General features: G+C 38.6%; 10 protein-coding genes and 1 tRNA gene. 2 read left to right on the top strand and 9 right to left on the bottom strand.

Annotation, left to right across the window (positions count from 1 at the left end; genetic code table 11):
* Nucleotides 1-96: 96 nt before the first annotated feature.
* From LZD49_RS17235 to LZD49_RS17225, 3 genes are all read right to left on the bottom strand, one after another.
* Nucleotides 97-2868 carry a hypothetical protein gene (locus LZD49_RS17235; RefSeq protein WP_234668809.1) on the bottom strand — a complete coding sequence of 924 codons (2772 nt, stop codon included), beginning with the start codon at nt 2866-2868 and terminating at the stop codon, nt 97-99.
* A gap of 623 nt (nt 2869-3491) precedes the next feature.
* Entirely contained in the window at nt 3492-4655 is a 1164-nt protein-coding gene (locus tag LZD49_RS17230) for a relaxase/mobilization nuclease domain-containing protein (protein ID WP_234668808.1), read from the bottom strand.
* Entirely contained in the window at nt 4643-5032 is a 390-nt protein-coding gene (locus LZD49_RS17225; protein ID WP_234668807.1) for a plasmid mobilization protein, read from the bottom strand. The genes LZD49_RS17230 and LZD49_RS17225 overlap by 13 nt, the downstream gene beginning before the upstream one ends.
* 699 nt (nt 5033-5731) lie before the next feature.
* Here LZD49_RS17225 and LZD49_RS17220 point away from each other — a divergent pair.
* Together LZD49_RS17220 and LZD49_RS17215 are read left to right on the top strand one after the other, a co-directional pair.
* A complete protein-coding gene (locus LZD49_RS17220; protein WP_234668806.1) occupies nt 5732-6424 on the top strand; it encodes a formylglycine-generating enzyme family protein in 693 nt (230 codons plus the stop codon).
* Between the two features lie 74 nt (nt 6425-6498).
* Complete coding sequence (locus LZD49_RS17215) at nt 6499-9579, top strand: TIR domain-containing protein (RefSeq protein WP_234668805.1); 3081 nt, start codon at nt 6499-6501, stop codon at nt 9577-9579.
* Between the two features lie 329 nt (nt 9580-9908).
* Here LZD49_RS17215 and LZD49_RS17210 read toward each other — a convergent pair whose 3' ends face one another.
* The 6 genes from LZD49_RS17210 to LZD49_RS17185 form a co-directional block, all read right to left on the bottom strand.
* Complete coding sequence (locus tag LZD49_RS17210) at nt 9909-10502, bottom strand: toll/interleukin-1 receptor domain-containing protein (protein WP_234668804.1); 594 nt, start codon at nt 10500-10502, stop codon at nt 9909-9911.
* Nucleotides 10503-10514: 12 nt separating this feature from the next.
* Entirely contained in the window at nt 10515-11003 is a 489-nt protein-coding gene (locus LZD49_RS17205; RefSeq protein ID WP_234668803.1) for a TIR domain-containing protein, read from the bottom strand.
* 2 nt (nt 11004-11005) lie between these two features.
* Nucleotides 11006-12460, bottom strand: a complete 1455-nt coding sequence (locus tag LZD49_RS17200; protein WP_234668802.1) for an SIR2 family protein — start codon at nt 12458-12460, stop codon at nt 11006-11008.
* A gap of 958 nt (nt 12461-13418) precedes the next feature.
* On the bottom strand, nt 13419-14027 hold the full coding sequence (locus LZD49_RS17195; RefSeq protein WP_234668801.1) for a site-specific integrase: 609 nt from the start codon (nt 14025-14027) through the stop codon (nt 13419-13421).
* Nucleotides 14028-14067: 40 nt separating this feature from the next.
* Complete coding sequence (locus tag LZD49_RS17190) at nt 14068-14640, bottom strand: phage integrase SAM-like domain-containing protein (RefSeq protein WP_234668800.1); 573 nt, start codon at nt 14638-14640, stop codon at nt 14068-14070.
* Between the two features lie 248 nt (nt 14641-14888).
* Nucleotides 14889-14964: transfer RNA gene (locus LZD49_RS17185), tRNA-His, on the bottom strand.
* Nucleotides 14965-15076 lie beyond the last annotated feature (112 nt).

The raw sequence follows: 15076 nt of genomic DNA, 5'->3' as shown, positions 1-15076 counted from the left end.
ATTGACCGCAAGAAACCCATAACCCTTTATCTGAATGCCGCTTAATCTAAATTAACAATAGCCAATCGCTGGTCTTGAAAATAGGGAGTACTTCACCTAGATGAGGCGGCCAAAAATTTCGCTAATAGCAGACTCAATTCGATAATCTTGAAAATCACTCTTCTTCTCATAAAGGTATCTCAGTAATGGCTTACTCAATGCCATTCGGTCAAAGCAATGCCTTGTATTAAGATGGAGAATCCACTCCGCGTCAAACTGTTCGTAAGTAAAATTGTCCATGTCCAACAGCCATTTATAATATTCATTAAGCTGACTAATATCTTGAAATTTATCACTATTAGTTTGAATTTTCTTTGCAAAGCATGTATTGATAAAATGATCCACTTCTCTATATTTAAATATTGGCTCCTTTGTGGCAAATAGAACATTATCTATTGGATATCTATTTTCTAAGTCTAAAGTGTCTATAAGATTAACAAATTCTTCCTCAGAGAATGCGATGATATCATCGGCAAGTGCAAGACACGTAATATGAGCTGATTTAGGCTGATATGATCTAGATATTATTGTATTAACTATCTCTTCTTGAATATGGCTAGATGTCAAACCAGACAACTGAACTAGCAATTCATTATAAATTAGTGGTTTAATAAACTGATTATTTTCAAGGCTAAGTAAATTAGATATTAGGCTATCCTCAACAATTGTGTAACCCTTATCTAGCAAAATATCTAATGACTCGCTTACTAACGACACACTTTCACCGTTCAAATTCTCCAAACAATACTTTACCAAATCTATTAAAATATCATTCTTAGCAAATCTGCCTCTTTTTGAAATTAGCTGAGATAGATTGTATGAAAAACGTGAAAACTGACTATTGGTAATATACATCTTGATTGATCTTTCAACAAACCAAGAGGTGTCGTCTTCTTTGAGATCAACGTATGATCCTAGTAATAAGAAATTTTCTAAATACTTTCGAATTTTCTCCATGAACTTATGGTTTGCACTAATTCTTGCCATAAATTCTTCGTCCTCAATGCTGCAAAAGAAATTTTCAACCAATTGGTTAAATGAGAATTGTCCACCCTCTGATTCGTATGGTAGTCGATTAAGTCTATAATGGTTCATTTGGCTGACTATTGTCCCTCGATCACAATATGTTATGATTTTAATCAAAAGATAATCATCAAGTGCTTCTAAGCGACTGCCACGACCTTTCTTAATTGCAATCGATGCAATCAACCCGCGAAAAACACTTTCAAAAAGCTCTTTATAGTCTGAGTAATGGTCGAAGAGTACTCCATTTTCTGAAAAAAATGTATCTAGGTGCAAGAAATGGCTTATTAATTCCTGAGAGAAGTTGTTGTTTGCTCTGCCGCCAATTAATTGACTTTGATATTGGGCATTTATGCTTGCTGCGGTTTTGGATATTTTTTCTAACGTATGATAGAAGCATTTGTATCCTTCAAGCATTTCTGCAATTTCAGTGTGCGTTTCGTATTTAAATTTATTTATTTCTTCGTCTACATCAATCTTGGATAGCTGTTCAAGAATGTGTCTTGAGAAGCGATTATCGGTTGAATACGACCATCGGATGGATTCGTATAGTTGACCTAAATTAAATATTGCGATGAGATAAGTAAGATACTTTTTATTTTTCTTTGACCTTTTTCGAACATCATTAATAAGTATATATGCGCTATAAAGGTCACCGAGCTGAAAGTAGAAGTATGCCCGTTTTAGTTTATTTCTGTCGATTTCTTTTTCTGGAAATTCCTTGGTAGAGATTTTGTTAAAAGAAAAAGAATAGTAATTTTCATCAGTATTTAATAAAGTTGAATTTTGAAACCTTAGAACTTTTGCATGTTTTTCATCTTTTATATTCCCAACTGAATAAATCAAACAGTCGTTTATTCTACTAATGATTATCTCGATCTTTTCTTGATATTTTTCGCAGTTTTTGATGAACCACTCATCATAGATAATAATTTTCTGATTGACCATTTGAAGACTTTCGAAAAATCGTATCAATGTTTCGTTTGGCGTATCAACAGAAAAATTTCTATAAACTGCCTCATCTGAAATTGACTTCGAAAATGGATAAAGCTTAACTAAAAATCTTGGTGGGATATGCGTAAGTTCTTCGAAAGTCTTCTCAAAAATGTTATGGAGACTTTGGATTATTCTTGGTTTCTTTTTAGATGATAAATCTGATTTTTCAAATGAAAATTTGCCTACTTTAATACGAATATCGTTGACGAGACTACTTTTATTCGTTCTTAGTTCGATTGATTTAAAAAAGTCCGAATAATTTTTATAATAATTTATTTTGACTGATGGAAATCGATCTGCTATTGTGGGATCTATTTCAGATGGATTAGTTGGGTCTGCAAAATCTGTATGATTGTGAGATATAAAATACAATTCATCTTTAATATGTTGTTCACAGTAGTAACAAAGGCTGCCAAGAATATTCCAGTCATTGAGACCTTTCAAGCTGCCTTTCCTAAAAGGTGCTTGATTAGCTTTGAAGCGAGAGATTGACTCTTGCTCTAACCCTTGATTTGTTAAAAACGTTTCTCTTACATTTAGTAGCAGAGTATCGAGTTTATCTACATTACGTTGCATTCTACTCGGAATGCTTGTTTGTTCTCCTGACACTATGGGACCACTTTCCGTTTTTGGAAAACGATTCTGCCAGTCATATTTATGATTTTGCCATTCTGCATTGAGTGTCTGATGTGAAAATAGAGCAATCGTCTGATTTTCAACTAGGGTTTCCAATAATCCTACATAATCTTCTTCGGAGTCATCGTGAATTAAATTTAATAGAGAAGCATTGTCGATTAGTAAATATATCATTTTAATTAAGGCGGTTTATGTTCTGGTACTTTCGCTAAATTTAGTTTGCTTTGTTTAATCTGTTGGGGAATGAGTCCTGGGAAGTTAAAGTCAGAAATATAGATTTCCAGTAGCGCGGTCTTCTTTCTATATTGTGAACGCCATGAAAGACTTACTAATCCTTTCCCGGCTGTGCGACTGACTCACTGCATTGCATCAATATCTATGGTTCTGAGCTCTGGGCGAAGTTAGATAATTTGTCGACCAAGATTTAGAGGTTTTAGATTAGGCCAAAATTTCGATTTGCCCCCCGCTCGGCAAACGAGACAATTGAAAACTATTGTTTTTAACGAACAGCGCAATCGCTCATCCTTATTCAAAGCAAAAAGTGACGGGGTTCACCCCTTGGCTGCAAATCCATAGGCGGTTTAAGGAGCGGCGATAGCCGCGGTAAATAGCCGCATGGATTTGCAGTCGTCACTTTTTGCTTTGTACCTTTCGTTGCGCTGTGGTGCAAGCGTAAATATGCAATAAGTCAAAATCCCATCGAAAACCCTTTCTGCTTCTTACGTTTCGGCTTCTTCAACTGATGCGGCATATACTCGCTATCTTTAACAGGAGACAACAAAGAGTCAAGAAACTTATCATTCCAACGAACTACCACTTCCGACATGGTAAACATTACCCGCACTAGCTGCCTGGCCCACATCCATCCCTATCCTTTGAGACTTTTGCGGATGAAGAAGAAAAGGATCCTCGATGCATCGTTCCTTGATACCTTTCGCACTGTACTGCTTGCCCAATGTACTTCCATTGAAGACACATTTCGTACGATGATCTATGTAGGTGATCCCGTAAAGCAAACCTTCTTCATTTTTTCGGGTTACCGTATCGATCCCGTCTTTTTCAAGAATTTTGATAAGCCTGGGCAATGACACGTTTTGTTTGCCATACAAAGTAAAATCTATACTATTCTTAACACGTAACGAATCCTTCGTACGGTTGGGATTCATTTCATTGTACAGAAAACGCACTTTCAGATTTCTATGTGTTGGCTTGAAATGAAAGTCGCTTGCTTTGATGGGCACGCCAACCCGGTTGCCATCTTTATCCAGCACACGGTATAAGATGCCATTGTTTTTTCTGATCCTCGAACCCTCTGAGCCAATGTCCGCTGCAACATTATACTGGTTGAGCACTGCATTCAATTCTCCCATCGTGGTAAACTTGTATTCGTTCAGAACCTTGTCGAGCACATTGGCAATGGCCTTCTTGGTTTCTGACTTTCCATACGCCGCTTTAATGCTGATTGGCTTTAAAGCAAACTCCTGTGCCTTTCGATCTTGTGCCTTTACCAATCCAAAATCTATCTCAATCTCCTTCCTGGTTTTCTCCGATTGATTTTTGCCCAGGTTGTGCAGTGAGATCCGGCTGCCATCAGCTTTGATGTTGGTCGTCACTATATGCACATGCGGGTGACCAGCATCCCGGTGCTCGTATACGAGGGCGGGTTGTTTCTCAAATCCAATACCTTTTAAATAGGCTTTCGAAATTTCCGCAAGCTGTTCTTTACTCAGCTTTTCCGACGGATCAAAGTTCAGGGACACGTGAACTGTATTGACCTTCGTCCTTTTGTTCAAAGCGAGTTGCCGCTGAATCCGGTTTAGCTTTTGATCAAAACTCAGGGCATCCGCATCCTTGGGATAGTTGATAGCCGAAATGCATTCTGCATGTCCATGTTCCAGTTTGTTCTCATTGTATAGCAGCACCGCCCGGAGCCGACTGCTGGTGTGGATCACTGCAACCATCGATCTGCCAGTTTATCGGTTTGCGATTTGATCTTGTCGAGGATCAAAAACAGGAATGCCTTTTCGGCTTCGTAGCTGGCGATCCAGTTTCTGAATTCTGAAATTTGGTTGACCGCATTGAGGCGTCTGGTCGCCTGGTTGAAGTTGTTGCCAAGCCGGTTAAGTTCTTCCCGCAGCTCCGACAATTCGCCAATCATCTGATCTAGTGAACCGTTCCTTTCGATCACAGTTACCGGTCGGTTGAAAATCAAGAGTCGCAAAAATTCACTCAATTTCCGACATGTGGTGCGACCGCGTTTGGCTTCCAATGTGGCGTACTCTTTGGGTGTTAACCGGAAGAGTACAAGCTTTGTCTTGTTCGATTTTTCTTCTTTCATCACGATCCTATCTACACTTTCAAACATTAAAAACTCCTTCACAAACCTGGACCGACTTTGGAGGGGAAGGCCAGATCGGGTGCGCAGCAACCGGCGATTGTATTACAATCGTACATCTGGCCAGACGTGCAAAGCAGGCGGCTCATTCGGATTTCAGTGTCTTTGAAATCGTATGCTGAGCCGATTTGTGAATCTAGTTTATTGGAATGGAATTTACCTATCCTGTGTAAATTTGCCTTAGGATTGAAAGCGAGTCAGGCTGGTACTTCTCTGTTCGAAAAAAGTTGTGTTTGTTCGAGAATTCTTGAAAATGCTCGAGTTTGTTTGGGACGGGCATTTTAAATTACTTTAACACCTCAAGGAAGTGTACTAATATTCAGGTTATAGTTTTCAAGACAGATTTGGGATATTGTCAGTAAGTCCAGTTCTACACGAACATATCATCTGTAGGTCAGCTTAGCATCGGTATTTCTTGCTACCCGCAATACAGCTCGGATCGTGGGTTACCGCTTTCTGTTTCCGGGGCAGCATTGAATGTACACCTTTGTTGAAAATGCCACTTGTTATTTATTACTGCCTACGCAGCATTTTATTAAACAGACCGAAGAAAATTGTTAAACATCCAATTGAGAAAAGATGTAAAATGATAATATTTGAAAACTGCTCTACGAATTGTTCAGAATATCAAAAACATGTCCCATGGAAAATATCCCTTCAATTTTAAATTTAAAGTATACGAGCTTGAATTGGGTCGAGCCGGGAATCTTTCGATTCGCTGAAAAAGTAGTAGTTGTACATGCAGGATTTTACACAGGCTGTTTTCAAGTTACTCAGGAGCTTTACCAGAAAATCACGGGCTTCAATCCTTCCTATTTCAAAGGAAAGTATAGACCTGTCGATAGTGTATCATGGAATGACGCCCACAATTTCGTTGATCAGATAAATAGTCATCAGTACTTGAATCGGAAATTTCGAGACGGGTTGTCATTTCAGCTGCCGTCCGAAATTCAATGGCAATTTGCTTGTTCAGGAAAAGATGTCGCCGAGATTGCTATATCGTCAAAGTTAAAAACCGAGAATTTGCAAGAGATGGGCTGGTTTAATACCAACGGTTACTTGCAAACCATGCCAGTAGGTTATAAGGAACCTAATGCTTACGGCCTGCATGATATGTATGGAAATGTATGGGAATGGTGTCGGGATGATTTAGAGATTAGTGCCAATGACTACAACTCTGCTCATGAAAATGTGAAGCTATCTATTAATGCTAGTAAAATTATCTGTGGGGCTTCATGGAACTTCGATGAATCCACAGTATCCTCAGGTAGCCGCCATTATATTCATCCTGATGCAAACTTTAATGACAATGGTATTAGATTATTTCGATATTAATTAATATAACTGGGACTAAAAATTATTACTTCCTCATCTAAAAAATAAACAAATTTATAAGATACTATCACAAAATGAAAATAAATGGAATAATACTACCGGATAGATTCGAATATTTACAAAGTGTTGATTCGTTTAATGCATTAAAAGTTTCCACAGGAATACCTTCGTTTTATAAAGACAGTGATGGATATTGGGGACTAAATTTAGGAAACTGTGGTATTAATCAGTCTGACTGGAAGAAGATAAATGTAAAAAATAAAGCAAAAATAAGTAAGTTAAAAGTATTACATCTTGGAAATAATTCCGATAAGGAAAATCTAAACCTATTAGAGCAAATTGATTTAACTGGATTTGATTCATTAACTTTTTTAGATATCAGGCATAATTCATTACTGGATTCAGTAATATTTAAGGATGGAAGTCGACTGTTGGAGAAAGTTAATGTCTCACACTGTATAAATCTAAAAGTTGTTGAATTTACGGGATACTTCCCAAATCTTAGGCAAATTGACATTTCCCGATCCTCCGTTGAAACGTTAAAACTGGACAAATGTCCTGCCTTAACACTCCTAAATATTGGGTTCAATCGCCTTAAAAAACTGGATCTTCTTGATTCCTTTGGAATGTTAATGTACATTTTTGCCCAGGGAAATGAAATAAATCAGTTTAATTTTAGGAAGCCTCTACCCAAACTTAGCATAGTAGACTTAGCTGATAACAAACTTGAAAACATACCTATGCAGCTAAGTAATTGCGTTGAACTGGAGGAACTTAATTTGTCCAGAAACGGAATTAACCAATTGAGGCAGTTTAGGCCGTTTATTGAGCATAATTTTGAATTATTCTGGGAGTTGGGAAGGGGAGGCATTATATTACAAGGCAACTCATTCGACGAAGCAATTATTAGCAAACTGCACCTGAATTCAGCGGAAAAAAGGAAAAGCTTACTCGCCGACATAAATTTACTGGATATTAGCGATACAATCCACGTTACCAAAACGAAATTAATATTGCTGGGAAACACTGGTTCTGGAAAAACAACGTTTGCGGATATTCTTACCGGAGCACAGAAGGCACTGGAAGGAAGTACATATGGCATAAATTATTTTACTCATAAAACTGCTGGTAAACAAGTTGAAGTGCAAGGATTTGATTTCGGGGGGCAAGACTATTTTCACGGAACACACTTTGCTTTTTTTGGCTATAATGTTCTTTATGTTTTGGTCTGGGGAAACGAACAAAGAGATATACTAGGATTCAATGATAAGAGAGAGCGTTTATTCCCTCTTAATTATTGGCTAGGTAGCGTTAAGTATTTTGATAAAGAGAATAAGACGTCTGATGATGAGATCCAGCTAAATTTGCTGCAAAATATTAATTCAGATGTTAGTGATGGATTAGATTTGAATAATAAATATTTAAAAAACCGTTATCCGTTTATTCGGGAAATTAAAGAATTTCATTTAACAGATAGGAAAGAAACCGAGCAAATCTTCGACTGGATCACAGGTGAACTTGAGAGATTCTCGAAAACCTATGTTATAAGCCGAGCTGAGCATGAAATAGCGCGGAAGCTTAAAGATGCTAAGGTGATTTTTCCCGTATTGGAGTTAAAAGACCTGCATCCTGACACAAAAAATAATCCCACTGTATCCGCACGAGAACTAGCAGAAAACCTCCATCAACGGTTGCAATGTTTTTACATTAATCTGGAAATGTTGGACAGTGAGGAATCTAAGCTAGCTATCCAAAGCAATTTAAACAATGATCAGAGGCACTTGTTAAGCAACAATGTTATAACCAACCTTGAGACATTTACCGCCTGGATTTACACTGTCCTTTCCCCGGAGCTAAATGCTACTGGGGGATATTTTACGAGAAATGAGGCTACAAGAAGGTTGAGTTCAGTTTTAGTAGACGATAAGGATGACATTGTAACTCATGTTGAATTTCTGTTGGGCTTTATGCTATATAACAAAATCATCTTCAAAGTAAATAGATCTTCATCCGCACCAACATTGTCTAAACTTGAAGAGAACTTCCTAGCACCCCAGTATCTATTTGATAACCTTAGCTATACGGAGCGCTTACTGCTTGATTCTTTTGATGCTCCACTAGTAAAATATCAATTCCGAGAGTTCTTTCATATTAATATCATCACAGAAGTTATACTTGAATTTTATGACAACTTAGTTCAGGAAGGGGAGCACAAAAAATGGGAATATGTGGTGTGGAGGAATAAGGTAATTTTGTATGAGCATGAGAACGGCGAAATTGACAGCACTAAGGTTACAAGAAGGTTATTGCTGATTAATTTTGAAGAGGAGCAAGATGAAAATGGAGATCCTAATTTGCAATCTATAAATCTAGATGAGGTTGGTCTACAGCGTGAATCAAATACACTTAAAGGGTCGCCTACAACAGCTAGTATAAAGCTAAGCCGATTCAGTAAAAACTTGGTAAGTGACCGATTTGTGCAAAAGGTTATGGATTTTATCGAAACAAAGATTAAGCATTATGATAACGTTAAATTTGTATTGACACCGTTTGGAGACTATATTCCTTGGTCTGTACTTTCTCAAAATAATTTGGACGGCAATGGAGTTAACATGGGATTAGTCTTTTACAAAGACAGAATTTTCCGGAAGGCTGATTTTAAGCTATTCCTTCGAGCCGTCGATAATATTCCAATGAAGAAGCTATTTATTTCTTATTCAAAACACGATTCGGAGTTTATGAGGAGGTTTGAAGTTCATTTGGCACCGTTAAGGCAAAAGGGGGTAGTGGATGTGTGGCATGACCGACTTATTATAAATGGTACTGATTGGGATGGTAAGATTGAAAAGGAATTAGAAGCCACGGATCTCGTAATTTTTATGTTAAGCCCTGATTTTTTAAATACACCTTATATTATGACTAAGGAGTTACCGAATGCAAGAAAGATGAAGAAAGAGCTCTTTTTTATAAACCTAAAAGAATGCAGTTGGGATATCATTGAAGGACTAAACGACCTTCAAATGGCTTCTCAAAATTACAAAAATGATAAAGATTCTTCTAAAAAGCTTTTGGTTATAGGTAATCCTGACGATGATGCTAAGTGGAATACTGTTATTTCTCAGTTGAAGCACCGGATAGATAATTTAAGTAGTTAGCAATGCGCGTATAAGGGCGAATTGGAGATACAGACCGCATCATTCACCAGATCCGAATTAGTTAAAATATATAGCATTAAAGAATTAGAAAGTGTTCATGCAGATTTGAAAACCGTCTATTAGGCGTGAACTGAAGGCTCCGTGCCTCCGCCATCCTCGACAACAATTCTATAAAGCTTTTTAAATCGAAGAGAAAAATGAAATTTGAATCAACTGAAATAGCTATAATGAGTTCAGACTAAACCCCCATGCCTAGAGCTCGTGAGCCGATAACTTTTCCATTCTAGATCCGTGGGCGTTTGATTACGCATTTATCCACTTGTTTATGCTTACCGCACATAATAGGTACTATTATCGGTATTTTGCTTGAATCTGTATTTGAAAGAATTTGCAACAAATGAATGTTCAGGCTCTTTGACAACCAATTCAGTAAACCGCTTGGTTGCCGGTAGTGTGCCTAATTCAATCTTCTGATACAGGTCGAAATACTCCGATCCTTTCCATGTACCATCATTGTCCGCAACGGGAAAGATATAAACTTTGGAAACGCCTTTACTAGCATCAGCAAAGCCAAGCTCCCAAGGTACCCATTTAGACTCTAACGCATTGTTACTTGCCAATACTACAAATTCATCACAACTTCGAATTCTCGATTTTATGTTGTCAGCAGTCTTTGCAGACGTTACTATTGGCATACTACTATCCTGCCAATCAACATATATACTAGCTCCCTTATCTAGCAAAAAAAGAGCCACTTTTTCCACTAGATCTTTATCTATATGGCTATGAGAGAGAAAAATGGTTCTCTGGTTTGGAGTTTTAGCTGACTCTGTGAGTATTGGAGGCCTAGACTTCAATCTACGAGCGCTTTCCTCGCTTATCAGCGAACGATAAATATCAAGATGGTTTCGGGTTATATACATTGTTAATCAATATTATCTTCCTGCCAGCTTAGCTGCCTTTTCGATCCAGTCGCCTATATAAGTTCGCCCAGTCTCATTGATCCAATGGTAGCTTAAATATTTATCATTTAGAATTAAGGGCAGCCCTTTTTCGTCTAAGGCAGTTACAAGCGGGTTAATTCCCGATGCATCTATGGAGTTTTGCAATGTTTGCATTCCACTGGTATTTATCGCCACAATCCCACGGCCTTCTCTATGTGCCTTTTCAAGTTCATACTTTACCCAAGGGCGTATAGATGTTTCCAAGCCGTAACAAACAACAACGACCGACGTGTTTTTCATATTTTCATCGATCCATTTTTGAATGCCCTGGGTTCGTTTCACCTGCTCAAACTCCGCCTTGTCCAAAAAAGGAGTTCTTTGAAATTTATCACCATTAGAGACAACTTGGCTGTTTCTTATTTGCGCTACGCGATGTGAATCACGTTTATAATGGAAACTAAAAAAAACTTTTCGTATCATGTTTATTTTCGATTCATTAAGTTAATTATTGAAACAATTATCTGAATACACTCTCCCAATGTTGTTTTGGGATCATTCAGAGCTAGGAAAGATTCTTTTATATCTCCCAAACCCTCATAAATTTCGTCAAATCTATTGTCGACATCATTCCATAACTCTGCTGCCATACTACCAGTTAACCCAACAGGTATTGGAATGACGCCTTGACTTAACGCTATATCAAACTCTTCCCGAACCCCATCAGCCAAAGGAATAAAATTTCCTGTTTTCTTATCCTCTTTATTCCCAAAAATAAAAATTGCTATTCCTGCAAATGAAATCATCCTCACTCGATATTCTCGCCACAGTTCCGGGATATCCTTTTTTCCAGTCTTTTTTTGTGGAAATGGCCGCATGATTAGCTGACTATCGCTATACTTCTTGGGTGCATTATAGACAGCTTCCAACGCACCATTTATAACTGCATCTCCAATGCCTAATCCAAATCCATTAACCACCGAGTATTTGGACTCTATAAGCTTTTTGCTAAGGCCATGAACAAAATCTAGTGCCGATTTATCGCTATGTGGCGTATATTTCGCTGCACTGCCAGATATAAATACAGTATTGCGTTTATATCGCTTTTCCAACTCTTCTAGTAAGGAAGTGATATCTGTGTACGCTTCTAGCATAACAGCTTCAATTTGAAACCGCTTCAAATCAGATATCATTAATTGCTGGCGTCGCTTAGCATATTCAAAGTCTGCATCCGATTTTATATTTTTATCATTTCGGTCTACACGCTTTATCAAGCAGTAGTGTGGGCGTGTGTTTTCATTGAGAAAAAGCCTCACGCGGCTCAATATGTAATCAAGATTAGGATCAGTGAAGCTAAAACCAATGAACAGAAATGTCTTTGATATTAGATCTGAGCTTAGGGCAGTGACAAAGGCTTCATTCTTTATGTGATATTGCTCGTAATCGTCTTTTGTAATTATCGCTTGTGCTGGAAATTTTGCATCTCCATGCATTTTATAAACAACGGCATCTCTTTTAAATGTTGTGTCGGGTAATTGCGATACCATGTGTTTCGTATCTACACGCTTAGACGCTTGTTCCAAAGCATCTTCAATAAGAGAGTCATAGTTTGTGGTCCAAAATATCCGAATTGGCAGTCGAGCAAGAATTTCATGATTAGGGGAAATCTCCGCATTTTCTTTAAATTCTTCTATTATAGTTTGGTTAATTCTCCCTCTTCCTCCTTTTTCATTAACGTGAAATTGAGCAAGAGATATTAGGTCATACTCCTTATCAACTTCTAGCTCAATTTCTTCGGCTATATTTTTCAATAATTGACGCCAGTCTACAAATCCTGCTCCTACGGATAATCCCGCTCCGGCGAATATCGCTGCTTCACCATTTATTATCTTTTTAAGGTAGTCCTTTAGAAAGCTTTCTTGCTGATGTGTAAAATTCATTTCATATCCCGTTAGATGTATTCAAATTTCAGATAGTTGAGCACTTATATAAGTCGTGTCCCGTAACAAAACAAGTTTTGAAAGGGAACGTGACGCCAATGATAACAGCTGAATCAGAGAACATTGCTAAGTGGCAGATTCTGCGTTGAAATATTATCACAGTCGCTCTCGAATCCAATGCCATTGTTCCTCTGTAAGCCACCCATTGTATTCTCCTGAGGTGAGCTTGCTAATTAGAACTCTGTCATTTCCATCAACATGTTTATTCACTCGATCTGTTAGTTGATGAACAGTTTCACTTGTTGAGACTAACCATGTAGAGTCCATTAAGTGATACCATGAACCCATACTTTTTAGCTCTGCCCATAGAGATTCATAATTTTGACCTGATCGATTGAGGTCATACGAAACGCTAAAAACTGCCATACAATAATATTTGGTTATTTTGATTAGGAGAAAAATTTTATTCCACAATTACCAGTAATGACAAAATGTAAATTATGTCAGCATCTCGGAACAATTGCAGTTCTCCCAAAGAAGATTGCCTGAAAAATTGTCAGTATTTGCTAATAAATATGCTTTTTCTAACTAGTATGCCGGCTGATATTCGATACCAAGAATCTAACTTTTCGTTAATCAATCACAAATTTAGGCGCTCTCCTTTTCCGAAAAAAATTGCTGCGAAACTAAGGTGCTGGCTGACTTTCGGCTACGTGGCGATGTTTCCCATAGAAGCCGAAAAGATGGTCATCACCAGGAACAGCCACGAAAATGGAGACATACGAATCATTGTCCAGCAGCGAAAGCGAGCTTTTTCACCGGCGCCGGCGAGTGGAATACATGAATCCGGGCGTGAATCATAGTCTATTGCATATTTAACTAAGTAAGGATAGATGTGCAAAATGTCGTGACACCGTCACGACATTTACATTATCCAACGTAAAAAGCAGAAGCTGCCCTACATCCCCTTCAACCGCTCCCGCAACCCCTTCATATCCTCACTTATCTTCACATCCAGGATCTTAGCATAAATCATTGTCTGCTTCAAAGACCGATGCCCCAGCATCTTAGAAACCGTCTCAATCGGCACCTTATTACTCAGCGTCACCGTAGTAGCAAAAGTATGTCGCGCTATATGAAATGTCAGCGTCTTTGAAATCCCGCACAGGTTAGCAATCTCCTTCAAATAAGCATTCATCTTCTGATTACTCAGAACCGGCAGCACAACACCAGCTGCACAGCACTGCGGATGATCCTTATACTTTTCAATAATTTCCAGTGCCGTATCCAGTAGCGGAATACGTGTAGGCGCATCCGTTTTCTGGCGGGTTGTGTCAATCCACGGCTCACCGTCCATGCCGACGACAGTATCCGTCGTCTTCAATTGTTTCACATCCACATAAGCAAGTCCGGTGTAGCAGCAGAACAGAAATATGTCCCGCACCTGGCTGATCCTTTCCACTTCAAAGACTTTTTCAGTAAGTCGTTTTAGCTCGTCCCTGGACAGCGGATTCTTCACAACTTCTTTCTTTGTCAGCTTGAAACCTTGAAATGGATCCTTCTTCAACCATTTGTTATTGACGCAGATCAGCACAACCTTTTTGAGGTTACTCAGAATATTTAATAGCCGAGTTATGATTGCAGCCTCTCGCACTACGAAGCCAAAAGTTAAACTCCGTAATGAATTCGAAATTCAGGTCTTTGATCTCGAAATCGTCCTTCTTGTATTTCCACTTGATGAAGGAGGCTGTATGCTCCTTCGCAGTTTTGTATCGCTTCAAAGTGAGCGGGGCGAATTCCTGACCTACCAACGCTTCCATTTGCTCATTATGGCGCTGGAAGACTTCAAGGATAGTACGAGTCTCATTGCTTTTGCCAAGCAAGACATTCTTCAATGCTTCCGCGGATAATTCCTTATCATCCTCGATCAACATTTTCTTCGCCTGAAAGACTTTTGAGCTCAGCATGTCCAGATAGGCGTTGAGCGTGCGGGTATCTTCTTTTTGGCCGATGGCTCGGCCTGCGTCCACATTCCACCTGGCGGGGCTCCATAGCTGTTTTGTGGACATTTCGACGGGCTTGCCGTCGACGGTAATTCTGAGGTAAACGTAACGTAAACCATCCTTCTGATTCTTGGCTTGTTTCAAATAAAAAAACAGGCCGAAAGTTTTTTCTAACATGACGCTAACATTTAAGTGGTTAAATATCGCGTTACCGGCCTTTCTAAACAAGATGTTTACGGCGTAAACAGGTTGTCAATCAGAAACTTACGGGCATTTTCCAGCGTCTTTTTTCGTCAAGCGTTGAACTACACGAATGACGCTGGAAAACATGGGAATTTTTGCATTTTTTGACATAGTCTGAAAAACAAAAATGCCCGCAAATCATTGATTTACAGGCATTTTGTTTGACTTTGAACTTATTTCAAGGGAGGGAGACGGGTCTCGAACCCGCGACCTCTAGAACCACAATCTAGCGCTCTAACCGACTGAGCTACAACCTCCGTTTAACTAGCTTCGTTGGGGTAAACCCCGTTTCGAGGACACAAAATTAGGAAAAGGTTTACAGCTTGCAACATATTTTCACAATTTTTTTACAAGCTGTAAACCTTCTGCA

The organism is Dyadobacter sp. CY261 (assembly GCF_021440085.1).
Lineage (GTDB): Bacteria > Bacteroidota > Bacteroidia > Cytophagales > Spirosomataceae > Dyadobacter.
Note: the sequence above shows the minus strand (reverse complement) of the source record. Positions and strands in the feature narration are given on the sequence as shown.